Here is a 23828-nt window from a genome sequence, read left to right on the forward strand (position 1 = left end):
CCTCTAAGGTTCGAAAGGAAACATCACCATGGCCATTCTTCTTCTGGCTGACCACGACAATGCCAGCCTTTCCGACCAGACCGCCAAGACGCTGACGGCAGCTTCCAAGATCGCCAAGGAAAAGGGAAGCGATGTCACCGTTCTCGTCGCCGGCAAGGGTGCCAAGGCTGCCGCCGATGCCGCCGCCAAACTCGCCGGCGTCTCCAAGGTGCTGCTTGCCGAAAGCGATGAGCTTGCCAACAATCTGGCCGAGCCGCTGGCCGACCTGATTGTCTCGCTGGCTGCCGGCTATGACACGATCATCGCCGCCGCCACCTCGACCGGCAAGAACGTGCTGCCGCGCGTGGCAGCGCTCCTCGACGTCGCGCAGATCTCGGAAATTATCGAGGTCGTCTCATCAGACACCTTCAAGCGCCCGATCTATGCCGGCAACGCCATCCAGACGGTTCAGTCGAACGATGCCAGACAAGTCATCACCGTCCGAACCGCTTCGTTCTCCCAGGCCTCCCAAGGCCCCGCTGCTGCCGTTGAGGTTGTCTCAACGGCAGCCCTTTCTTCTTCCCTCTCCACCTTCGTTAAGGACGCGCTGTCGGCCTCCGACCGTCCGGAACTGACCTCTGCCAAGATCATCATCTCGGGCGGCCGTGCGCTCGGTTCTGCCGAGAAGTTCCAGGAAGTCATCCTGCCTGTCGCCGACAAGCTCGGTGCCGCCGTTGGTGCCAGCCGCGCCGCCGTCGATGCCGGCTATGCCCCGAACGACTGGCAGGTTGGCCAGACCGGCAAGGTCGTGGCCCCTGATCTCTACATTGCCTGCGGCATCTCGGGTGCGATCCAGCACCTAGCCGGCATGAAGGATTCGAAGGTCATCGTCGCGATCAACAAGGACGAAGAAGCGCCGATCTTCCAGGTTGCCGACTACGGCCTCGTCGCCGATCTCTTCGAGACGTTGCCGGAATTGCAGAAAGGGTTGTGATCACCGTTCCGCCTGACCTGGGCGAACGGGAAGGCGTGGTGTTCGTTATGATCGTCGGCGGGCCCATCGGCCGTGACCCGCGTGTGCTGCAGCTTGGCCGAAGCATTCCGCTTCTGCCCAGGAGGGAAGGAAAAGACCCATGAGTAGCATCAATATCCATCCCGTCGTGGATTCTGGCTATCAGGCCACGGACGCCCGTTTTTCGGGCGGGACGCTTGTGTGCAATTGTAAAGGCAATCCCGTAAGGATCCGGATCAAAGGCGACATTGCGCACAATCACGCGTGCGGCTGCACGAAGTGCTGGAAGCCTGCGGGCGCTGTCTTTTCTGTCGTGGCGGTCGCGCCGACAGACACCGTGGAGGTCGTCGAAAATGGCAATAAACTGGCCGTCGTCGACCCCTCGGCTCTGATCCAGCGGCACGCCTGCAAGGAATGTGGTGTTCACATGTACGGGCCAGTTGTACGGGAGCATCCGTTCCAGGGCTTGTCCTTTGTCCACCCTGAGCGTTTCGAGACCAAGGGCTGGGCCGGACCTGGCTTTGCCGCATTCGTATCGTCGATAATCGAAAGCGGCTTCGATCCTTCGAAGATGGATCAGGTTCGCTCGACGCTAAGGTCAACCGGCCTTGAGCCGTATGACTGCCTGTCTCCGGGTCTCATGGATTACATCGCGACCTGGACAGCGAAGAAAAGCGGCGCGCTACCCGCCTAGGAGGAACGGCGACGTCAGTTTGAGGGAGGCCGTTCTGACGTCGCCGAAACTTTCCTGCGGCCGTTCTCGGTTTCCGCGTTTGCTTTCTGCCGATACGCGGAGATAGGCGCGGACAAGCGTGGCCGCAATCTTGCGGCCCAGCCAAACTGAGTGGGGTCTTCTAGATTTCCTCCCAAGGGAAGCTGTCGAGGCGTTCTGCGCCGAGCGGGGTGATGAGGGCCTGTGTCTCAAGCTTGATGCTCTCGGATCCGTCCTCGGCAATGAGGCTTTCGATATTCAGGACCATGCCTTCCTCGATGCAGCCGCTAAACCCCTCGTCATAGTCGGGGTGCAGGAGGATCCCCGGCCACTCGTCAGCCATGCCGGTTCCGTGCGCAGCCAGGGTGTAGCGATAGGGAATGTACCTCTCGGGAATACGCCAGCTCTTCGCGTTGAATTCGCCGAACGTCATGCCCGGTCGGATGATCGCAAGGTTATGATCGATCTGATCCCGCGCTGCCGCGTAGAGTTCTTTCTGCTTGGCGTTCATCGCCACGTGCCCGCAGGTCCATGAGCGCGACAGGTCGGCGCAATAGCCGTACGGCCCGATCATGTCGGTATCGAAGGAGATCATGTCACCGCGCCGGATGACGTAGTCGGAACATTCCTGGTACCAGGGATTGGTGCGTGGGCCCGCGGTCAGGAGCTTGGTTTCCAGCCATTCTCCGCCACTTCGCGCATTCTCGAAGTGAAGCTCGGCCCAGATCTCACGCTCGGTGCGACCGGGTTCGGAGGCCTCATACATCCGCGCCATCCCGGCTTCGCAAACGCGGATCGTCCAGCGCATCAACTCGATTTCTTCGGCACTCTTGATCGACCGCGCCCGTTCCGCCAGTTCCTGTCCGTCGAGCAACGTGAAGCCGCGGATCTGCAGTTCATGCGCCGGCGCCGGCTCAAGCCGGTCCACGGCAATCCGGCCGCTGCGACAGTGAGTTTTCACAATGTCAGCAATCTCGTCGGCCCAAGCCTCCATCCTGTTTTCGACCAGATTTCCCGCAGTGAAGAACAGGAACGACTTCGATGTTCGAACCTCATCGATCCCCGGCAGTCCATCGTTGACGTGCTCCGATCCTTCGAACTCGAACATGATCGCTGGTCCATCCGCGAGGATCAGCGCGTATCGCGATGGATTGTGCATGGTCCAGATGCTCATGTTCGAACAGTCGAACGCATAGCGGATATTGACCGGATCGTAGAGCAGCAGTGCCGGGCAGTCCCACTCCTTCATCTTCGAACGCAGACGCCCGAGACGATAGCGCCGAGCAATGTCGAGCGTGGACGAAGGAATGGCGCTGATCAGGGGACGATCAGCACCATCAGGGTTCAGGTAGGCCTGCTTGCGATCATCCTTGAACACGGGAGCAGTTGATGACGCCGATGAATTGTCTTCGCTACGCAGCATTCGATTGATCCTTCACCAGGAAACGCAGGCAGTGGTCAGCGGTCGATCACAAGATCGCTGAGCGGCTTTGAACAGCAGGGGAGGAACATTCCGGCGTCAATCTCGCGCTGGCGAATGCCGCCATTGTGGTTCATCTCGACGGAACCCGACACAAGCTTGGACTTGCAGGTGCCGCACACGCCGTTGGAGCAGGAGGACGGCAGCCGGACGCTGCCCTTTTTCGCGGCGGCGAGCACGGTCTGGTCGGACAAGACGTCCAGTGTCCGTTTCTGTTTCGAGAATTCGACCTGATAGGTCTTGGTCGACGGCCGAGCCTCGACGTCGAGGCACGGTTCGTCGATCACGGCCGCATCGAAGCTTTCTTCGATATAGTTCGAGGCTGGAACGCCGAGAGCCACCGTGATCGAACGGGCGGCCGCCATGAACGGTGCAGGCCCGCAGCACATGACGACACGCTCCGCGATATCTGGAACGGCCAACTTGAGGAATTCAGGCGAGATCCGGCCGGTCAATCCGGGCCAGGCAAGCTCGCCGGCGACCGTTTCCGGCAGGAAGTGCAGCCGCAGGCCCTTCATCCGACGGGCGAGGCAGGAAAGCTCGTCTCGGAAAATGAGGTCGAGAGGCGTGCGTGACGCGTGCAGGAACACGATATCGGCCCGTTCGCTGCTATCCGCGAGATCGCGGGCGATCGACATCACCGGCGTGATGCCCGATCCTCCCGACAGCAGCAGCAATTTCGTCTGCGCAGCCCTTGGGCGCACGAAATGGCCGAGCGGACCCTGGCCCTTGACCGTCATGCCGGCGGCCATGTTGTCGTGCAGCCAGTTCGACACCTTGCCGCCGGGCACGCGCTTGACCGTGACGGTGAAGGCGTTGCTACGGTGGGGCGACGAGGAGATGCTGTAACAGCGAGTCTCGCCCTCCGAGCCGGTCGGGAAGTCGAAGAGGAAGTACTGGCCGGCGTCGAAGCTGAACCGCTTGCCCTCGGGGGAGGCGAAGGTGAAGCTCTTCACGTCGTGCGTCTCCTGATGCACGTCGAGACACACGAGCGTTTCGTCGTGTTCCGGATCCCAGGTGGCAGCAAGGTTACGCTGCATTTGCGTGAACTCAATACCCATGAGCGCGCATCCGATCGATGTACCAAGACGCAAACTTGTCGAGGTTGGTTTCCGAAAAACGGGAGTAGGGGCCGGGCTGATAGGCCGGATCGAGGGCGCCTGCATGCGAACGGGCAACGAGGTCGGCGTCCTGGTCCGTGGTGGCAATCCAGACATCGGTCAGCTTGTCGAGATCATAGTCCTTGCCCTCAACGGCGTCCTTGTGGACCAACCACTTCGTTCTGACGAGGGTCTTTCCGGCCGAAAGCGGGATGACGACTGCCACGACGGCGTGGTCGCCCATGAAGTGGTTCCAGGAATTGTGGCCCCAGAGATGCGTATCGCCGAGATCCTTGCGCGTCATCTCACCGAGCAGCTTGGAGGACGCGGCGGTCGCATCATGGGTCTGGGATTCGCCGGCGCCGGCAATGATCAGGCGCTGTGTGCGAAAATTCGTTGCGCAATCGGCCAGCTGTTCGACCGCGGCCGACGGAAAACCATCGGCTTCCCAGGCCTTTGTCCGCTCGTCGTAGAGGCGAAAGTGTTCTGCGGCCTGCTCACGATCTTCAGGGCTTAAGGTCTCAGGATCGAAGCCGAAGTCGAGGTCGACGAAAGATACGCAGAGTTCCGGATGGTTGGCGGAGCAGTGGTAGCATTCGCGATTGTTTTCCATCGTGAGCTTCCAGTTGCCATCCTCGATCACATCCGTCTGATGGGCAACCTTGGCATTGCGGATGTCATAGGGTGCAAGCCGCTCGACCATCGCCCGTTCCAGGTTTGCGATGTCTTCCGGTGGGTTATCGGAGAGACAGACATAGATCAGCCCTCCGATCGACTTGAAGTGCACCGGTTTCAGGCTGTGACACTGCTTGTCCAGGTCGCTGCCCATGTGCGGGGCATAGGCCAGCTCGCCGGTGAGTTCGTAGGTCCAGGTGTGGTAGGGACAGACCAGCTTCGAGACGATCGTCTTTCCGGCATCGAGGAGGCGCGAGCCGCGATGGCGGCAAACATTGTGAAGGACGCGGATCTCTCCGTCATCGTCACGCAGAAGGATCAGGCTGGTCTTGCCGATATCGATGACGGTTGCGTCTCCGGGCTCCGGAACGTCGCAATCCAGTCCGACGCAGATCCAGTGCTTGTGAAAGAAGACATCGATATCGGCGTCAAACACGTCCTCTCGAGTATAGAGGCCAGCCGGCAGGGAATAGCCGTTGGCGCGCGCTTCAAGCAGGGCGGATATGGAGGACGGAAGTTTGTTGAGCATGAGATCCCCTTATGTTTTGATAACCCAGTTTGGGCTTGCTTATCCGATCCTTCAACGGCATTAATTTTTAGGGATGCATAATATTATGTAATGGGAAGGAGGGCGGATGAACTTCAGGCGGCGCATTCCCTCGCTAACAGCGCTGATGACGCTGGAGGCAGTCTTGCGGCATCGCAGCTTCACCGCAGCCGCAGGTGAGCTCGGTGTCACGCAAGCGGCCGTCAGCCGCCAGATCGCGCTTCTTGAGGACGAACTGGGTGTGCCAATGTTCGTGCGCAGGCATCGTGCCATCGAGCCGACAGCCGCAAGCCTCGCCCTTGGAGCCACCCTTGCACAGAGCTTTGCCAACATCGCCGACACCGTCGATGCCATCAGGGTGTCGCAGACCGATGTCGTGACGATCGGTGCGACGGTTGCTTTTTCGTCGTTTTGGCTCTTGCCGCGGTTGGCAGAGTTTCGACGGGAAAATTCGGGCGTGCAGATAAGGGTCATCTCTCAGGATGCCAGGATCGATCTGGATGCCGGGGGCGTAGACATCGCCATCCGTTACGGAATCCCGCCATTTGCCGATGCGAAGGTTGTCGCCTCCCAGACGGACGCCGTTCTTCCCGTATGTTCACCGGACTATCTTCGGCGTCGGCCCACGACAGAGTTATCCGAAAGGGATGATTTCATCGAAACCGATGTGCAGGATCGGTCCTGGCTGTCTTGGTCGCAATGGTCGGATGAGACCGGCAGGCACCTAAGGATAAAGCCTCAGCTTCGCTTCAGTCACTATACCGAGACGATTGCGGCCGCTCGTGCCGGGCAGGGCCTCGCACTCGGCTGGCGCCTGCTTGTTCAGACGTTCCTCGACGACGGGACACTGGTTGCCCTTGCCGAAGGAGAGATGCCAACGGTCGAACAGTATTGCATTGTTCTGCCGAACAGACGCCGCCGCTCGCTTGCCTCGGAACATGCGGCAAGCTGGCTCGCCAACGCACTAACGCGGCCGCTCTAGAGGCAGCCGTCGGAGGATTCTCTCGTTGCCGAAGCCGTTCCGAGATGCCCAACGCCACGAAGCATGACGTCCATTGGTTTCGTCTGCGTCATCCTTGATCAAGGTTGACGAGATCCCCCACCTTGAGGACACCGCCTTGGGCCGGCGCGCAGTAAACGCCCATGTTGCGACGGCCGAACCTCATGATGTTTCTCAAGATCTCGGGATCGTTTGGCAGGCCGTCCTGCTCGATGATGGTAAAGCCGCAACGTTTTGTGGGGGCAATCACCGTGCCCTCCACTTCACCGAGCCGGACGCCCTTGTCGATCCAGTCGAGCTCTGCAAATCCCGTTATGTCCTTCGATGTCTCCACCACGATGTTGGGTCGAAACCGTCGGCGATCGGGATCGCCAGCCGGGTGGATCGACTTCAGGTGGTCAATCGAAGCGCTGGTGAGAAGATGCAAGGGGGAGACTTGGTAGCGATCCTTTGCGACCTCGACGTCCGATGTTCCTGCCCGCGCCCGCTCGTACGGACGAAGCGCAACATCGAACCCGAAGAAATCCGTCAACTCCAACGCAAGGTGCGGATCATTCACGCCACGCCAATCGTGGTCGGGGGTCTTTACCTCGACCGTGCCTGCCGATGTCGTGCGGGATTTCACGAAGACGCACTTCTGCCATTGCCGGTCCCGCTCCGGATGCGCGACGATGCCGCTTGACACCTCGACAAGAGCAAAGCGCCGGTCACCAGCCAGCCCGTCTGCCGAGACCTCGGCCCGCTCAAGCAATTCTCCCGTCACGGAGCTTACGGGATAGCGCCAAAGCTCCGTGATTTTGCCGACTTGTCGCATACTAGTGGATCTCCGCCGGTGATGCCCGCACCTGTGACGGGGTGGCGCCGAAGGTGCGCTTGAAGGCGCGCGTGAAGTGCGAAGCGTTTTCAAAGCCGACATCGAGCGCGATCTCGATCATCGACAGTTTAGGGTTGGCGAGCAGGGCTCTTGCTCTTTTCAGACGCACCAGCTTGTAAGCCTGCGCCGGCGACATTCCCGCCTTCTCCATGAAAACGCGTTCGAGTTGGCGGCGCGACAACCCGACGGCGGAGGCGAGTTGGGGGATCGAGAGGCCGTATTCCATGTTCTGCTCCATCAAGATCATCGCAGCCCTGACGCGATCATCCTCGTAGTTCTCATAGAGCGGCCTGTGCGGCTGCACATCTCCGGGAGATCTCGCCTTCTCGATCTGAAGGACCTCGAGTGCATTTCGTTCTGCCTCGTGGCTGATGTAACGGCGAACAAGAAGGGCAGCCATGTCGGCAGCACTGGTTCCACCCGCACACGAACCGCGCTGGTTGTCGAGATTGAAGAGCCTGTCCGAGCGAGCCGACAAGGTCGGAAACCGCTCCCTATAATCCTGGGCGTGGAGCCAACTGACGCAGGCGTTGTGATTTGCCATCAAACCGGCCTCGGCAAGGATGAAGGTCCCGGTGCAGAGACCGATCAGGGGAACGCGTTGTGCGGCCGCACGTTTCAGGAATGCGACGGTTTCGTCGTCCACCGGTCGGTCAACCGTCAGCAGACCGCCGACGACCACGATGTAGTCAAAGCGAGACGGGTCGATGAAGTCGGAGGTCGGCGCGACCTGGACGCCGCAGCTTGAGGTGACGAGATGACGCGTGCTTCCCAAAACCTGCCAATCGGCACGCACCCTTCCGGAGCGATCGAACTGATCACTCGCGAGACGCAGGGTGTCTACGAAAAGGGCGAATGCCGACAGCGTGAATGTCCGCGCAAGCACGAAGCCAACCTTGAGCTGCTTGGTTGCGACTGCATTTTCCCCGGTTCGAAATTCCTCGGGTCTCATCGGTCATGCCTCCTGTTTCGAAAGCCCATCATCAAGCGATCTTAGAATCCGTACGCGAGTGGATACCGCTCGTCCACGACCATGGCGTTGCGACCAACGACGCAGGCGCAACGCCCCGATGCAGAAGAGCGTGTCCCCCCATCACTTGGGAGCAGCAGACGCGCGGTTGCGATCAAGCAGCCCTCGGCTCAGGCGATCGAGCAGGAGGGCGACGGCGACAATTGCCAGCCCGGCCCGCAACCCGAGGCCCATTTCCATTCGCGTCAATCCACGCGTTACCTCTGCGCCCAAACCGCCAGCGCCCACGAGCCCCGCCAGGACAACCATCGCCAGGGACAGCAGGATGCATTGGTTGAGGCCGACAAGGAGTGTCTGCTTTGCGAGCGGAATTTCAATCTTCCAAAGCACCGACCGCGGATGCGCCCCGATCGCACTGCCGAGCTCGATGTATTCGCGCGGTATCTGTTTGAATGCCAGCGTGGTCAGACGCAGCATAGGTGGGATCCCATAGACGATCGTCGCGATGATCGCCGGCACGCGCCCGAGGCTGAAGACCATGACAGCCGGAATGAGATAGACCCATGGCGGCACGGTCTGCATCACATCGAGGACAGGTCGGACGGCGGCCTCCAGGGCCCGATAGCGGGCACACAACACTCCAACAGGGAACGCAATGAGCACGGAGATGAATACGGCGACGGTCACCAGCGCGACGGTCTGCATCGATGCCGTCCAGAAGCCGACGATGAGGCAAAAACCGAGGCAAAGTCCGGCAAGGACAGCGCCACGAAGATTGACGGCGAAGAACGCCGCGACGACGACGATCGCGATCATGGCAGGCGGCGGCAGGATGAGAAGGACTGCCTCGATTGCCGACAGGACCGTTTCAACGATAGTGCTGATGGCTGAAAACAATGGATGGAGATTGGTATTCAGCCAATCGACAGCGGGCGCCAGGAAAGCGCCCGGCGAGAACTTCAAAAGCGAAGTATTCATGACGTCCTCCCCGTTCCGAGACGCGCTGCGCTCTGTGTGATGCGATCAAGCACCATGGTCAAAACCACGATCGCGATCGCGCCGTTGATCGATGTGGCGATATCAAGGGTGCGGATGGCACCGTAGATAGTTTCGCCAAGCCCACCGGAACCGACGATGCCGGCGATAACCACCATGCCAAACGCCATCATCAGGCTTTGATTGATGCCGGCCATGATGCTTGGAAGTGCGAATGGCAGGCGGATCTTAAAAAACATCTGGGCCGGTGTGATCCCGCTCGCCTCGCCAAGTTCGATGAATTCCCGCGGCGTCATGCGAATGCCGAGGGATGTCAGCCTGATCGTCGGCGGTACGGCGACGATGATGGTTGCGATCAGCGCAGTGGCCGGACCATAGCCAAGCAGTGCAATTGCCGGCAGCAGGTAGATATACGGCGGTAATGTCTGGATCAGGTCGAGGCCTGGCTCCATGAACTTGTTGAGCGCCTTTGAGAAGCCGGCTGCTATTCCGACCGGAATGCCGATGGCCAATGCAAGGACAGTCGCGGTCAGAACGAGTGCCAGAGTGCTCATCGTCTGCGGCCAAAGGCCCATCGAGAAGCAGAGCGCCAGCGCCAGGGCGCTGAGGATTGCGAACCACTTGTTGACGAGCCGCCAACCGATGACCGCAACCACGATTGCAATCACATAGAAGGGGGGAAGCTCAAGCAGGAAGAGGATGCTGTTATAGAGCCCCTCCAGCAACCATCTGATGAACTCGAACACGGACTCGCCATTGTCGCCCAACCATCCGAGCGCTGTATCGGTCCATTCGTCGAAGGCATCTGTGAAGCTTGAAATGTCCATGTCATTCAGCTCCTGCCGGCACTCAAGCGGCCGCGCGATCGTGACTTGAAGTTCCCTTCACTCCCATCAGGAGGCTTCGGGGGGTGACGACGCCGACCACCTGATCATTATCAACGACCGCGATCGCATCGCGGTCCGTCTGCATGGTCAGGGTGATCAGTTCGTCGATATCTGCGTCCGGCGTGGTGCGCGCCAGCGACGAGATGTCGGCATTCGGTGCGGCCCGCTGGAACTCGCTCACGCTATGCATCACCGAATGCGCCTTGATCAGATGCAGGCGCGAGATACCTGCCACGAACTCGGCAACGTAGTCATCGGCCGGATTGAGGATGATGTCCTCGGCGGTGCCGGTTTGTATGATCACGCCGTCCTTCATGATGGCGATACGGTCGCCAATCCGGATGGCCTCGTCGAGATCGTGCGTGATGAAGACCGCTGACTTGCCAAGCGACTTGGTGAGCTGCCGGAATTCGTCCTGGAGCTGGCGGCGGATCAGGGGGTCGAGGGCACTGAAAGGCTCGTCCATCAGGATGATTTCGGGATCGGAGGCCAGTGCCCGGGCAAGGCCGACGCGCTGCTGCATGCCGCCGGACAACTCTGTCGGATAGCGGTCGATCCAGTCGGCCAACCCGACGGTTTTAAGGGCCGCCTTCGCAGTCTTGTTGCGCTCGGCCTTCTGTATGCCCTGAACTTCCAGCCCGAAGGCAGCGTTCTCCAGCACCGTGCGATGCGGAAGCAAAGCGACGCTCTGGAACACCATGCCGATGTTCTTCGCCCGCATCTGCCTGAGATCGACCGGGGCCAGCGCCGCAATGTCCTTGCCCTTCACCAGCACTTTGCCGGCGCTTGGCGTTATCAGCTTGTTCAGCAGGCGTATCAGTGTCGATTTCCCGCTGCCTGACAGACCCATGATGCAGAAGATCTCGCCCCGCCTGACCTGCAGGCCGGCGTTTGACACGCCGACGACGCAGTTGAATTCCTTGAGGACTTCCTTCTTTCCAAGACCGCGCTCGGCAATGGACTTCATGGCGGCGGTGGACTTGTCGCCAAAGACCTTCCACAGGGATTGGCAGTCAATCAGGACTTCATTGGTATCGGTATTAGCGGCTTTCATAGCGATCCCCTTGAGCCAATTGGTGCTGGCTTCTGTCTTTGGGCTTGAAGTGGCCGTCCGGCGCCCGGACGGCCGTGGCGACATCAATCCTTCTTGATGTTTTCCCAGCGCTTGATCAGGTCGGCATGCGCACCGACCCAATCCTGGACGGCCTGGTCCATGGTCTTGCCCTCGTTGACGGCACCGTTGATGGCGGTGATATCGGCAAGCGGGACGTAAACGCTGGCCATGACTTCGCGGGCGTGCGGATTGTCTGCCGAGAAGCCCTTATGGCCGATCCAGTAGTAGCTCTGCGGTGGCGGGAAGACGCCCTTCGGATCCTTCAGGTACTTGATCGGGAACTTCTGCACCATCCACGATGGCTCCCAGATCGTCACAGCGGTCCATTCCTGCCGGTCGTATGCCGATTTGAGCGCAGCCGTCATCGCCGCGGTGCTGCCTTCGACGAGCTGCAGCTTGAGGCCATAGTCCTTGACGGCGTTCGATGCGTCACGCATCAGGCCCGAGCCCGGCTCGATGCCGATGATCTCGCCGCCGAACTTGTCGGCGTTCTCGTTGAGCTGTTCGAGAGAGTCGATCGGGACATATTTCGGCACGGCAATGCCCTGGTAGAGGCCATGCGAGACCGGCGAGATCTTCTCGAGGCGGCTCTTGTTCTTGTTCCAGTAGTCCTGGGCAACATAGTCGGTCTGAGAGGCGAGAACCTGGATGTCGCCCTTGGCGAGAGCGGCGTAGGCAATGCCCCATTCAGAGAACTGAGTGACCTTGACGGTATAGCCGGCGTCTTCGAGAACCTTCTTGGTGATGCCGGTGATCGGCGTCAGGTCTTCCCAGGACAGCGTGCCCATGTTGATGGTCTTTTCTTCTGCACGGGCGGGGAGCATGCTGATCCCGACCATCGCAGCAGCGCAAAGCGCCTTCCACAATGTCTTCATTGTTCTTACTCCTAGTTCTTCGTTCCCATTATCGTTGAAGCCCTGCGAGCGGCGGTGACTTCATATTGCGCGGCCAGGGATCATCCCTCGCGACCTGCACGCAATTCCTGCAAGCGGATCACCGAATTGATCCCGAGCCACGCGAATGGCTCGGGCGGCAGCCTGGTCGGCGCCGGGTGGTCCATGTACCGAGTGAGTTCCTGGGATGCGGTCGACGTGGCGAGCTCCGCTGCCATCATTCCGCCAAGCGTGCTCTTCACGGTTCCGAGGCCGTTTTCGCAGCATGCCGAAAACAGGCCTTCCTCGACCTCGCCGAATGCCGGCGAATGATTGCGACTGAGACACAGTCGCCCCGCCCAGCTGTGCTCGAAGGGAAGTCCGGCAAGTTCCGGAAACCGTGCGTCAAACGAGCGGCGATGTTCGGCAGCCATCTTCGTCATGCGTTGCTCGCTCACGGCGACCTTGGTGTCGTAGGTATATCGCGTGCGGATGACGATGCGCGAAAGCCCACCGGACGTGATCTTGCGGATCGTCGCCCCCATGGCGTCTGCAGGCAGGAGAGCCCATTTTTCCTTACCCGCGATCGCAGACGTCGCCGGAAAGGGAGCGGTCATCGACGCATAGGCGAAGATGTGCATCAGCCGCCCGCCGAAGTGGCCGAAATCATCGATGTGCCCATTGACGCCGAGGATGACCTTGGGCGCCGTGACTGTTCCGGACGGACAGGTCGCGGTCCAATCGCAACCATGCCTTGCCAAAGCGGTGACGGGCGAGCGCTCGAAGATGTCGACGGTGCTTGTTAGTCCCGCCGCAAACTGCCTTACGTAGTCGGCAGGCTGGATCAACACCGTGCCAGGCGTATAAAGCCCGCCGAGGTAATAGTTCGATCCTGTTAGATCCCGCATTTCCTTGGCGTTCAGAAACAGGTGCTTTTCGCCAGCAGTTCCCAGGGAGTGCCCAAAGTTCGCATTGAGCGCCATGCCCCGCACTGTTGCCGCGGCATTGATCTTGCCGGCCGGGTCGAAAGTTTCGCGCGACATCCCGAACTCGTCCGCGGCCTCCCGCGCAAAGGCGATGGCGGAGCGGTTCTGCGCCATTTCGATCCGTGTCGCTTCGTCGCCTCCGCTCGAATATTCGCTTGCCGAGAGATTGTGCGGCACGTCGATCATGAAGCCGGAATTCCGTCCCGACGTGCCTTTTCCGATCTCGCCGGCGTCCACCAAAACGATCTTTTCACCCGGGCGCAGTGTACGGAGGCGTCGGGCAGCCGAGAGCCCGGCAAATCCGGCGCCGATGACCAACCAGTCGGCAGACACGTTGCCGTCGAGTTTTCTCAAGGGAAATGGGCGCTGACTGATGGCCTCCCAGCCAGAGACCCCGTTCTCAACCGGCAGCCTTCTGACAGGGTTGCTGGTCATCGGATGCTCTCGTCGACTGACCGTTCGGAGATGTCGATCCAGATGGTCTTCAGTTCGCAATAGTTGTCGTGGGCGAATGCCGACTTGTCGCGACCGCCGAATCCCGATTCCTTGTAGCCGCCAAACGGCGTGGAGGCGTCGCCTTCGCCGAAGCAATTGACCGTAACCACGCCGGCGTGGATGTCTCGCGAGAGCCGGATCGCGTTGCGGAGGCTGCCGGTGTAAACGGACGCCGTCAGGCCATAATTGGTATCGTTCGCGAGCGCGACCGCTTCGGCGAGCGTGTTGAAGGTGGTCACCGACAGCACCGGTCCGAAAATCTCTTCCTTGAAGAGGCGGCTTGATGGCGTCACGCCATCAACGACCGTCGGTTCCACGAAGATGCCGTCATGCGTGTCGCCGCCATAGGCAACCGACAGCTTCTCCTTCTTCGCATCGTCGAGGAAGGATGTGACTTTCTCGAAATGCGCCTTGTTGACCAGGGCGCCGATGCGGTTATCCGGATCGAGCGGATCGCCGGTTCTCCATTCCCTCATGTAGGCGCCAATCCGCTTCAGCAGATCGTCCTTCACATTGGCATGGACGATAAGGCGCGAGGTGGCCGAGCAGTTCTCGCCCATGTTCCAGAAGGCGCCGTTGACGACCTGTTCTGCAACAAGGTCGAGATCCTCGGCATCATCGAGAACGACGGCGGGGTTCTTGCCGCCGCATTCGAGAACGACCTTCTTGAGATTGGAATCGGCAGCGTAGCGCAGGAACCGGCGCCCGGTCGGCGTCGATCCGGTGAAGGCGATCATGTCGACGTCCATGTGCAGGCCGAGCGGTTCGCCGACCTCCTTGCCGCTGCCGGTAACGACGTTGAAGACGCCCGCGGGGACCCCGGCTTCATGGGCGAGTTCGGCGACCCGAAGCGTTGTCAGCGTCGTGTCCTCGGCGGGCTTGACGACGACAGAGCAGCCCGCAGCCAATGCCGGGCCGATCTTCCAGGCAAGCATCAGGAGCGGGAAGTTCCAGGGAAGAACGCAACCGACGACGCCGATCGGCTCGCGGACGATCATCGTCAGCGCATTCGATCCGACAGGCGCGGTATTGTCGTAGAGCTTGTCGATCAGCTCGGCATGCCATCGCAGCGTATGAATGGTATCTGGAATGTCGACCGTCTGGCACTCGCGGATCGGCTTGCCGCTATCGAGACTTTCCATGACCGCAAGTTCGTGGCGATTGCGTTCGATCAGCTTGGCGAGTTCCAGGAGAACCTGCTTGCGTTCGCCAGGCGAGCGCAGCCGCCAGCGACCATCATCAAAAGCCGCGCGGGCTTTCGCCACCGCATGGTCGACGTCGGTGCTGTCGCAGGCCGCGACCTTGGCGAGCGTATCGCCGGTCGCCGGGTTCTTCGCCTTGAAGGTCTTGCCCGAGCTTGCAGGGCGGAAGGCGCCATCGATGAAGGCATTCGTCGGAAATTGAAGGTCGGCTGCAATCGCCTTGTATTCGGCGGCGGTCAAGGGCTCATGCATGACGATTGGCTCCCGATATGATCTGGCCGACCGTGCGCTTCAGCGTCGAAACAACGGTCTCAAGTGTTCGCTTTTCTTCGGAGTTGAGGGGACGCAGCGGCGCCCGCACGGAGCCGGTCTTCAGGCCGATTATCTCGCAGCCGTGCTTGATCGACTGGACGAACTTGCCGCACTCAAGGAAGTCCATGAGGGGCAGCATCGCGGTCATGATGGCGCGGCCCTTGTCGAAGTTCTTCTCGATGACGCAAGCCTCATAGAGCGCGACGTGCTCTTTCGGCAGGAAGTTCGAGCCGGCGCAGACCCAGCTTCTCGCGCCCCAGGCAAAGAACTCGAGCGCCTGGTCGTCCCAACCGCACGAGAGGGCGATGTGCGGGAACTTGCGGGCAAGCAGATGCAGGTTGCCCATGTCGCCGGAGCTTTCCTTGATGGCGACAACGTTTTTGGATTTTCCGACGCGGGAGAAATACTCCTCGCCCATCATCACGCCCATGCGGGCCGGATAGTTGTAGAGCATGATCGGCATGTTCGCCGCGCGATCGACGGTCATTGCGTGGACGGCGTTCTCGCGCTCGGTCGGCAGGGCGTAGGGTGGCGTCGACACGAGAATTGCATCGGCGCCGATCTCCTTCGCCGCTTTGGCGTACTCGACCGAATCTTCTGTGCGGGTAGCGCCGGTTCCGATGACCAGCGTCAGTCGGTTGCCGATCACATCCTTGGCGTAGGCGCCAAGATCGAAACGCTCCTGGCTGGTCTGTGCGTAATATTCGCCCGTCGACCCACCGACGATAATCCCATGAACGCCAGCTTCAATGAGCGATTCCAGGACAGCAGCGAACGCCTTCCGGTCGATCTGCCCGCTCTCGTCGAGCGGGGTCACGGCCGGGGTGTAGATCCCCTCGAATTTCACGATGACTTCTCCAGTGATTAAGTGGCCGGAGTGCCGACCAGGGCGTCCGCCTTGAGGCCCTGTGGCGCGATGAACATCTCCATGTTTTCGCGCGACAGTTCCCAGTGTTCGAAGACGAGATCGACAACCGCATCCTCGTCATGCGCGCTCAGTGCCTCGATGAAGGCGTCGTGGTGCTCGACCGCGACCTGCAGGCGACGCTTCATGTCGTCGTTGCGAGGGCGGAAGAAGGTGTGGCCGATACGGGCGTGATCGATCAGCAATCGGCCCAGGCTTGGCTGCAGGTAGGCATTGGCCGACATCTCGCCGAAAATCTCATGGAAGCGATTGTTTTCGAGAACCATGGCAAGCGGATCCATGTTCACGCTCGCCGTGCGGAACCGCTCCTGGGTCTGCTGGAGATCCGCCAGTTGCGTCGACTTGAAATTCTGCACCGCCAGCCGCCCGATCGCTGCGTAGATCATCGGTGCGACCAGGAAGAAGTTTCGGAGCGTAACATGGTTCATCGGGATGACCCGCGCTCCACGGTTTTCGCGGATGTCGATGTATCCCTCGCCTGCAAGGCGACGAAAGATGTCGCGGACCGGCGTCCGCGAGAGCCCGTAACGCTCGCTGAGGCTGCCCTCATCAAGATCGGTGTCGGGATCAAGTTCCATCGTCAGGATCTGACGCTTCAGGTCCTCGTAGAGATTGCTTTTGATCGCTTTCGCCATTTTGGGGCCAACTCCTCGTTCCTCGACATGCAAACCATACACCTTAGAAAACGAGAGTCAACGGATTGTGTACTTTGCGTACACAATAGATGTAAATGCAAAATACAACTGGGTGCGAGCGCGGACAAAAGCCGTGTCGATACATGGGGTTGTCGAGGGTTCTTAGGGGTTAGTAGCGGTGGCCGAATACGCTAGGTTGCTGCACGCCAGACGCCACTGCCGGAGGTCGGTCTTCTCTGTCGGGCAGCAGGTAGCATGCTGGCGCGTCTGTCGTCGCAGTCAGTTCGGTCAGGTGATTGTTGACGAGCCAAAGGCGAAAATCGTGGTCCGCGAGCGGCCACCCGGGAGATGGCGCACTGTGCGGCTTGCTCAGACTGAAGGCCCGATTAGCCGCCCCAGATAACCGCTTCCTCGTGGCGCTTGATGAGATGGCGAAGCGTCTGGAAACCGGAGCGGATGTGATTGGCGAATTGTTCGACAGCCGGCGCGCGCGGCGCGTCGACGCGCTTCAGGATGGCGAGGGCTCGTTCGGGGTGGGGGATGTTGATCGGAAGAGCGGTGATCGACCTCTCCTTGCGCTGCGCAAAGACGACGCTATGCGGCATGACGGTAAGCGCGTCGGAAACCTTCAGGTAGTTGATGACCCCCATAAGGGATCCCCCCGAGTAGCGCACCTTTATCTCCGTGCCACCGAACGACAGCAGCAAGGCGCGAAGGTCCGCCAGCAGCGGGCTTCCCGGCGGCGGCGCAACCCAAGGATAATTCAGAAGCTGGCTTGGCTGCGGTTTCCTCTTCAGAAGGAGAGGGTGTGTCACACCGCACGCGATGACGTTCCGGCCGGGAAGAATCTGCTGGAATTCCAGGCCCGACCCTTCGTCCAGGATGTCGATGGGGCAGATTGCGATATCGATCTGGTCGGCTTTCAGCCCGGCGCGCAGATCCGGGAAGTACCCATAGCTCTGATCGATGCGCACATCGGGATGTGTGACCTGAAATTCCGCGCACAGCCCCGCGATCAATGAGTCCATGAAAAAGGGCGTTCCACCCACCCGCACCACGCCGCTGTTGCCGATCCGAAAGCTCTCCACCAAGTCGGAGGCCTTTCGGGATGCCGCAAGCATGACGAAACCGTGCTCGGCGAGGGCCAGGCCGAAGGATGTCGGCTGAAGCGGGCGCCTGCCCTTGATGAACAGGGGCTCGCCGACCCGGCGCTCAAGCATGGAGAGGGTTCGCGAGACCGCGGATTGCGCCAGTCCAAGCAAGGCCGCGCCCTCGGTCACACCGCCGGTATTTACCACCGCGGCCAGTTGAATGAGATGGCGTTCGTCAATCTTCATAACAATCCGTTATATTGACTGGCAATAAAATCATCAATGCCTCGCAACGTCGTTGATAAGGTACTTTCTACCGGCAGGCGATTTGGGAGGATGACGATGGCGGGCGGTGTTCCGACACTCACATTCAGCGAGGCGACCTCATCGGAGGTATTTGCCGAGCGTCTCGCCAGCCAGAAGAATGCTGACGTGGCATGCCTGATCGCCGCAGCCGTTACCCATGTTCACGATCTCATCAAACAGTTCCGCCCAACGCAGGAAGACTGGCGCAAGGTCATCGCCTTCCTGACCGAGGTCGGCCATGCTTCCGACGACAAACGTCAGGAATGGGTGCTGCTTTCCGATCTGACAGGGGCCTCGGCTCTCGTCGAGGAGATCAATTCCCGACGGCCGAAGGGGGCTACGCCCAACACCATCCGTGGACCGTTCTTCAGAGGCGACGCTCCGGAGCGCAAGCCGGGTGCGTCGATATCATTGGACGGGATCGGCGAACCTTTGGCGGTGTCCGTTCGGGTTCAGGACCTCGATGGCTTGCCGATCAAGGACGCGGAGGTTGTGACCTGGCAAGCGAACGCACAGGGCTTCTACGAGAACCAGCAGCCTGATTTGCAGCCGGAGCACAATCTGCGTGGCGTTTTCCGCACCGATGCCGACGGCAGAGTCCGGTATCGCTCGATCGTTCCTTCCGGCTACGGCGTGCCGGGTGACGGACCCGTGGGACGGTTGCTATCGGCGGCCGGGCTGCCGCTTCACCGCCCGGCAAATCTGCATTTCCAGGTTCGGGCCGAGGGTTTCGAACCGATTACCACGCACATTTACGACGCGAGCGATCCTATCCTTTCAGAAGACGCTCTCTTCGGCGTTCGTCCCGAACTTATCCATCGCTTCGAGCCTGTAGAGCTCGGTGACGGAGGAGGAAAGGCGGTGGCAATCACCTTCACCATGGTTCGTTCGAAACCGGGGAAAACAATATGACCGTCGAGTTTTCATACGCCGGCAGTCCTGCCCGTATCGTCTTCGGAAATGGCGAGAGGAAGCGTCTGTCGGAATGGATTGCCAAGTCGGGCGCCAAGCGAGCGCTTGTCCTCTCCACTCCCCACCAGAAGGCCGATGCCGAGGCGCTGGCTCGGGAAATCGGCGACGTTGCCTGCGGCGTCTTTTCCGGCGCGGTCATGCACACGCCCGTGGATGTCACCGAGGCCGCGATGAAGGTCGTTGCGGAGACGCAGGCCGACTGCGTCATCTCGCTCGGCGGCGGATCGACGACGGGCCTCGGCAAGGCGATCGCCTATCGGACCGACCTTCTCCAGATCGTCGTGCCGACGACATATGCGGGTTCCGAGGTCACCCCCATTCTTGGTCAAACCGAGGGCGGGCGAAAAACGACGGTGAAGGATGCGAAGATCCTCCCGGAAATCGTTATCTACGATCCGCTCCTGACCTATGGGCTACCGGTTTCAATGAGCGTGACGAGCGGTCTGAACGCCATGGCCCACGCCGTCGAAGGGCTCTACGCGCAGGATCGCAATCCGATCTCGACCTTGATGGCAATCGAGGGGCTTCGCGCCTTCGCCCGCAGCTTGCCGACGATCGTGAAGACACCCGACGACGCGGAGGCGCGCAGTGACGCCTTCTATGGTGCATGGTTGTGCGGCACCGTTCTCGGAACCGTCGGCATGGCGCTCCATCACAAGATTTGTCACACGCTCGGCGGTTCCTTCGATACGCCGCACGCCGAAACGCACGCGGTGATGCTGCCTCACACGGCCGGCTTCAATGCGAAGGCGGCGGCAAAAGAGCTTGCGCCGGTCGCGGAAATATTCGGCGGATCGGTTGGCGGCGGTCTCTGGGACTTCGCGAAGGCAATTGGCGCGCCGCTGTCACTTCGCGATTTCGGTCTGACCGAAGCGGATCTCGACAAGGCGGCGGGCATAGCTGTGGAGAACCCTTACTGGAACCCGCAGCCGATCAACCGCCAATCCATCCGGCAGCTTCTGCAAAATGCCTGGGAGGGCCGCCGGCCATCTGAATGAATTTTTGACGCGCTGTTGAGCGCGCTCTTTGGGAGGAGACAGAATGATGGGAGGACACATGTTTACGAGACGCGATTTTCTGAAGACGACCGCAGCCGGTGGGGCTGTCATCGCCACATCAGGCCTGGCTGCGCCGGCGATTGCCCAGGATAAGGCGATCAAGCTCGGCTATGTGAGCCCGCAGACGGGACCACTGGCAGCGTTCGGAGAGGCAGACAAGTTCGTCATCGACGCCTTTCTGGCCACCACGAAAAAGCTTGGTCTGAATTACGAGGTCGTCGTCAAGGATAGTCAGTCCAATCCCAACCGCGCCGCGGAAGTTGCCAAGGAACTGATTGTCACCGACGAGATCAATCTAATGCTCGTCTCGTCGACGCCTGAGACGACCAATCCGGTCTCGACGACCTGCGAAGGCGAGCAGATGCCATGTATCTCGACCGTGGCTCCCTGGCAGCCATGGTTCATCGGGCAGCAGGGCAATCCCGGCGATCCGGCTTCGTGGAAGCCGTTCGACTACGTCTACCATTTCTTCTGGGGCCTCGAGGACATCATCGCGGTCTTCACCGGAATGTGGGGGCAGATCGACACGAACAAGAAGGTCGGTGGGCTGTTCCCCAACGATGGCGATGGCAACGCTTGGGGTGACAAGGTCGTCGGCTTCCCGCCGGTCCTTGAGAAGCTGGGTTATTCGCTGACCGACACGGGCCGGTACCAGAACCTGACCGACGATTTCTCGGCCCAGATCAACGCCTTCAAACAGGCCAACGTAGACATTCTGACCGGCGTGATGATCCCCCCGGACCTCACGACCTTCTGGAACCAGGCAAAGCAGCAGGGCCTGAAGCCGAAGATCGCATCGATCGGCAAGGCACTTCTATTTCCGCAGACGGTCGAGGCGCTTGGCGACGCCGGGCACAACCTCTCCACTGAAGTCTGGTGGACCCCGAGCCATCCCTTCAAGTCCTCCCTTACCGGAGAGACCACCGCGGCCGTTGCCGATGCCTTTACGAAGAGTACCGGTCGCCCCTGGACGCAGCCAATCGGCTTTGCCCATGCGCTGTTCGAACTTGCTGTCGACGTCATGACGCGCGCCGGCGACGCGGGTGACGGCGATGCGGTTGCCAAGGCGATTGGCGAGACCAAGCTCGACACGCTCGTCGGCCCAATTGCCTGGGGCAACGAAAAGCTACCGCCTTTCGCCCAGAAGAACGTGGCCAAGACGCCGCTGGTCGGTGGTCAATGGCGCCTCAAGTCAGGCGGCGGCTACGATCTTGTCGTCGTGGAAAACGGGCTGGCGCCGAACGTGCCGCTCGGCGGAAAACTCGAAGCGCTGGCTTGAACCGGCAACCGCCCGGCAACATTGCCGGGCGGCTCCGGTGCGGAGACGATCCATGCCCATATTGCAGCTCGACAATGTCTCGAAGTCTTTCGGCGCGCTCGTCGTGGCCGATGCGATCAGCCTTTCGGTAGAGCAGGGCGAGGCGCTCGGCGTGATCGGGCCGAACGGCGCCGGAAAATCGACGCTGTTCAACCTGATCAACGGCAATCTTTCGGTCGCGAGCGGTTCCGTCAGCTTCGATGGCAAGGACGTGACCTCTATTTCCCCAATGCAACGCTGTCTGGCGGGTATGGGGCGAACCTTCCAGATTCCGCAGCCGTTCGAACGGCTCACCGTCTATGAGAATCTTCTGGTCGCCGGTGCGTTCGGTTCGCAGGCGAGCGAAAACGACGTGGCGGGCATTTGCGCCGATATCCTCGTGGAAACGGGCCTCATCGCCAAGGCCAATGTGCAGGCATCGTCGCTGACACTCCTCGAACGCAAGCGTCTCGAACTCGCTCGCGCACTTGCGACCCAGCCAAAACTTCTGCTGCTTGACGAGATCGCCGGCGGCCTAACCGAAGGAGAGTGTCAGCAACTGGTGGCAACCATCAAGAGAGTGCATGGCCGAGGCGTGGCGATCATCTGGATCGAGCATGTCCTTCATGCGCTGACGGCGGTGGTCGAGCGGATACTCGTCTTGAATTTCGGACGGGTCATTGGAGTCGGCACACCGCAGACCATCATGTCGTCGCAAGAAGTTCGCGAGATCTATCTGGGGATGGAGGTCTGATGCCGAGCCTTCTTGAAACACGCGCGCTCACCGCGTTCTACGGCGATTTCCAGGCTATCTTCGGTGTCGACATGGCGCTTGACGCCGGAGAGACGATCGCCGTCATCGGCGCTAATGGAGCCGGGAAGTCGACGCTCATGCGATCGATCGCCGGAATTCTTGCCAACCGCCCCGACATGATCCTCCATCGTGGCGAGCCGATCGGGGCGGAAGACGCCGCGGACGTGGTGCGGCGAGGCATCGCGCTCGTCCCCGAAGGACGGAAGCTATTTCCTTCGCTGAGCGTGGAAGAGAACCTCCAGATCGGCGCCTACGGACGCAAGACACAGGGCCCCTGGTCGCTCGAGAGCGTCTATGCCCTGTTTCCCGTACTCAAGGAACGTCGGCGAAACGCAGCGACGGCGCTTTCGGGCGGGCAGCAGCAGATGGTGGCGATCGGACGGGCGCTGATGTCCAATCCGGAAGTGCTTCTTTGCGACGAGTTGAGCCTCGGGCTGGCTCCAGTCGTGATCAAGGACATCTACAGCGCCTTCTCGAAGATCCGCGCGGCGGGTGCTGCGATCGTGATCGTCGAACAGGACATCGGCCAGGCGCTGAAGGTCGCGGATCGTGTCTATTGCATGATGGAGGGCAGGATCACGTTGAGCGGCCGTCCGGCAGAGCTCGATCGCGCCGATATTCACGCGGCCTATTTCGGAGCGGGTACCCATGAACTGGCTTGATACACTTCTGCAAGGCGTCCTGCTCGGCGGGCTTTACGCCTTGTTCGCGGCCGGCCTCAGCCTCGTCTTCGGTATCATGCGTCTTGTTAATCTCGCGCATGGCGATCTCATCGTTCTCGCGGCCTTCCTGATCCTTCTCATCGTGTCGACGCTGGGCTTGAATCCGTTTCTCGCGGCGATGCTCGCCGCGCCACTCATGTTCGCGCTAGGCTGGCTGCTGCAATATCATCTTCTCAACAGAACGCTTGGCAAGGACATTCTGCCACCACTTCTGGTCACCTTCGGCTTGTCGATCGTGATCCAGAACGGGCTGCTCGAAACATTCACCGCTGACAGCAAGCGCGTCTCCGCCGGCACCCTGGAAACGGCATCGGTCCAGTTGGCAGGGGTAACGGCGGGGCTGATGCCGCTGATCACCTTCGCGTCAGCCATCGTTGTCATCGTGGCGCTCAACCAGCTTATCTATCGGACCGCGCTCGGGCGGGCCTTCAGAGCGACATCGGACGACCTCGTCACGGCGCGGCTTATGGGAATACGCCCGAATTCGATCTTCGCGATCGCGACGGGGATCGCGATGGTGATCGTCACGGTGGCGGCGCTATACCTCGGAACACGGGCGAATTTCGATCCAACCTCGGGTCCCGCCCGGCTTATCTATGCCTTCGAGGCGGTCATCATCGGTGGGCTTGGCTCGCTCTGGGGAACGCTTGCCGGCGGAGTGATCCTGGGCGTGGCGCAAACAGTCGGCGCCTCGATCAATCCGGAATGGCAGATTCTGTCGGGGCATATCGCGTTTCTCCTCGTGCTTCTGTTTCGGCCACGAGGTCTCTTCCCCAGGGCCGTGGATTGAGGTGC

The 23828-nt window shown here is 60.6% G+C and carries 23 protein-coding genes; 9 read left to right on the forward strand and 14 right to left on the reverse strand.

The features are described from left to right. Positions 1-28 precede the first annotated feature (28 nt). Positions 29-973, forward strand: a complete 945-nt coding sequence (locus A6U87_RS17575) for an electron transfer flavoprotein subunit alpha/FixB family protein (protein ID WP_065692588.1) — start codon at positions 29-31, stop codon at positions 971-973. A 139-nt stretch (positions 974-1112) separates the two neighbouring features. After that, complete coding sequence (gene gfa / locus A6U87_RS17580) at positions 1113-1685, forward strand: S-(hydroxymethyl)glutathione synthase (RefSeq protein WP_065692589.1); 573 nt, start codon at positions 1113-1115, stop codon at positions 1683-1685. Positions 1686-1845: 160 nt separating this feature from the next. Here the strand turns inward: gfa and A6U87_RS17585 are convergent, their stop codons facing one another. The 3 genes from A6U87_RS17585 to A6U87_RS17595 are packed head-to-tail and all read right to left on the reverse strand — an operon-like array spanning position 1846 to position 5487. Continuing rightward, the gene (locus tag A6U87_RS17585; protein ID WP_065692590.1) at positions 1846-3126 is read right to left on the reverse strand and encodes a Xaa-Pro peptidase family protein; all 1281 of its coding nucleotides are present in this window, start codon (positions 3124-3126) and stop codon (positions 1846-1848) included. A 35-nt stretch (positions 3127-3161) separates the two neighbouring features. Next, positions 3162-4244, reverse strand: a complete 1083-nt coding sequence (locus A6U87_RS17590; RefSeq protein WP_065692591.1) for a hybrid-cluster NAD(P)-dependent oxidoreductase — start codon at positions 4242-4244, stop codon at positions 3162-3164. Next, a complete protein-coding gene (locus tag A6U87_RS17595; protein ID WP_065692592.1) occupies positions 4234-5487 on the reverse strand; it encodes an SRPBCC family protein in 1254 nt (417 codons plus the stop codon). The genes A6U87_RS17590 and A6U87_RS17595 overlap by 11 nt, the downstream gene beginning before the upstream one ends. 106 nt (positions 5488-5593) lie before the next feature. Between A6U87_RS17595 and A6U87_RS17600 the strand changes: the two genes are divergently transcribed. Beyond that, on the forward strand, positions 5594-6487 hold the full coding sequence (locus A6U87_RS17600; RefSeq protein WP_065692593.1) for a LysR substrate-binding domain-containing protein: 894 nt from the start codon (positions 5594-5596) through the stop codon (positions 6485-6487). Positions 6488-6575: 88 nt separating this feature from the next. Here A6U87_RS17600 and A6U87_RS17605 read toward each other — a convergent pair whose 3' ends face one another. From A6U87_RS17605 to A6U87_RS17655, 11 genes are all read right to left on the reverse strand, one after another. Further along, entirely contained in the window at positions 6576-7319 is a 744-nt protein-coding gene (locus A6U87_RS17605) for an MOSC domain-containing protein (protein ID WP_065692594.1), read from the reverse strand. Between the two features lies 1 nt (position 7320). After that, positions 7321-8331, reverse strand: coding sequence for a GlxA family transcriptional regulator (locus A6U87_RS17610; protein WP_065692595.1), 1011 nt, complete (start codon positions 8329-8331; stop codon positions 7321-7323). A gap of 141 nt (positions 8332-8472) precedes the next feature. Further along, on the reverse strand, positions 8473-9327 hold the full coding sequence (locus A6U87_RS17615) for a proline/glycine betaine ABC transporter permease (RefSeq protein ID WP_065692596.1): 855 nt from the start codon (positions 9325-9327) through the stop codon (positions 8473-8475). Further along, a complete protein-coding gene (locus A6U87_RS17620; RefSeq protein ID WP_065692597.1) occupies positions 9324-10172 on the reverse strand; it encodes a proline/glycine betaine ABC transporter permease in 849 nt (282 codons plus the stop codon). The genes A6U87_RS17615 and A6U87_RS17620 overlap by 4 nt, the downstream gene beginning before the upstream one ends. A 22-nt stretch (positions 10173-10194) precedes the next feature. Further along, positions 10195-11286, reverse strand: coding sequence for a glycine betaine/L-proline ABC transporter ATP-binding protein (locus A6U87_RS17625; protein ID WP_065692965.1), 1092 nt, complete (start codon positions 11284-11286; stop codon positions 10195-10197). Between the two features lie 83 nt (positions 11287-11369). After that, positions 11370-12221: a glycine betaine ABC transporter substrate-binding protein gene (locus A6U87_RS17630; protein WP_065692598.1), complete on the reverse strand. Its 852-nt coding sequence runs from the start codon at positions 12219-12221 to the stop codon at positions 11370-11372. Between the two features lie 80 nt (positions 12222-12301). Further along, the gene (locus tag A6U87_RS17635) at positions 12302-13639 is read right to left on the reverse strand and encodes an FAD-binding oxidoreductase (RefSeq protein ID WP_065692599.1); all 1338 of its coding nucleotides are present in this window, start codon (positions 13637-13639) and stop codon (positions 12302-12304) included. Continuing rightward, on the reverse strand, positions 13636-15153 hold the full coding sequence (locus A6U87_RS17640; RefSeq protein ID WP_065692600.1) for an aldehyde dehydrogenase: 1518 nt from the start codon (positions 15151-15153) through the stop codon (positions 13636-13638). Before A6U87_RS17640 ends, A6U87_RS17635 begins: the two co-directional genes overlap by 4 nt. Beyond that, positions 15146-16060, reverse strand: coding sequence for a dihydrodipicolinate synthase family protein (locus A6U87_RS17645; RefSeq protein WP_065692601.1), 915 nt, complete (start codon positions 16058-16060; stop codon positions 15146-15148). Before A6U87_RS17645 ends, A6U87_RS17640 begins: the two co-directional genes overlap by 8 nt. A 17-nt stretch (positions 16061-16077) precedes the next feature. After that, a complete protein-coding gene (locus tag A6U87_RS17650) occupies positions 16078-16773 on the reverse strand; it encodes a GntR family transcriptional regulator (protein WP_065692602.1) in 696 nt (231 codons plus the stop codon). Between the two features lie 386 nt (positions 16774-17159). Then, the gene (locus A6U87_RS17655) at positions 17160-18110 is read right to left on the reverse strand and encodes a LysR family transcriptional regulator (RefSeq protein ID WP_065692603.1); all 951 of its coding nucleotides are present in this window, start codon (positions 18108-18110) and stop codon (positions 17160-17162) included. A 90-nt stretch (positions 18111-18200) separates the two neighbouring features. On the opposite strand from A6U87_RS17655, the gene A6U87_RS17660 reads away from it, so the two are divergent. Genes A6U87_RS17660 through A6U87_RS17685 form a run of 6 tightly spaced genes read left to right on the forward strand, consistent with a single transcriptional unit; the run spans position 18201 to position 23823 of the window. Further along, the gene (locus A6U87_RS17660) at positions 18201-19082 is read left to right on the forward strand and encodes a dioxygenase (protein ID WP_141683989.1); all 882 of its coding nucleotides are present in this window, start codon (positions 18201-18203) and stop codon (positions 19080-19082) included. After that, positions 19079-20140, forward strand: a complete 1062-nt coding sequence (locus A6U87_RS17665) for a maleylacetate reductase (protein WP_065692605.1) — start codon at positions 19079-19081, stop codon at positions 20138-20140. The genes A6U87_RS17660 and A6U87_RS17665 overlap by 4 nt, the downstream gene beginning before the upstream one ends. Positions 20141-20198: 58 nt before the next feature. Continuing rightward, positions 20199-21479 carry an ABC transporter substrate-binding protein gene (locus tag A6U87_RS17670; RefSeq protein WP_065692606.1) on the forward strand — a complete coding sequence of 427 codons (1281 nt, stop codon included), beginning with the start codon at positions 20199-20201 and terminating at the stop codon, positions 21477-21479. A 52-nt stretch (positions 21480-21531) separates the two neighbouring features. After that, complete coding sequence (locus A6U87_RS17675) at positions 21532-22251, forward strand: ABC transporter ATP-binding protein (RefSeq protein WP_065692607.1); 720 nt, start codon at positions 21532-21534, stop codon at positions 22249-22251. After that, positions 22251-22973 carry an ABC transporter ATP-binding protein gene (locus tag A6U87_RS17680; protein ID WP_065692608.1) on the forward strand — a complete coding sequence of 241 codons (723 nt, stop codon included), beginning with the start codon at positions 22251-22253 and terminating at the stop codon, positions 22971-22973. The genes A6U87_RS17675 and A6U87_RS17680 overlap by 1 nt, the downstream gene beginning before the upstream one ends. After that, entirely contained in the window at positions 22960-23823 is an 864-nt protein-coding gene (locus A6U87_RS17685; protein WP_065692609.1) for a branched-chain amino acid ABC transporter permease, read from the forward strand. Before A6U87_RS17680 ends, A6U87_RS17685 begins: the two co-directional genes overlap by 14 nt. Positions 23824-23828: the final 5 nt, after the last annotated feature.

Origin of the sequence: Rhizobium sp. AC44/96, assembly GCF_001692185.1 — a bacterium.
In the GTDB taxonomy this organism is placed as follows: domain Bacteria; phylum Pseudomonadota; class Alphaproteobacteria; order Rhizobiales; family Rhizobiaceae; genus Rhizobium.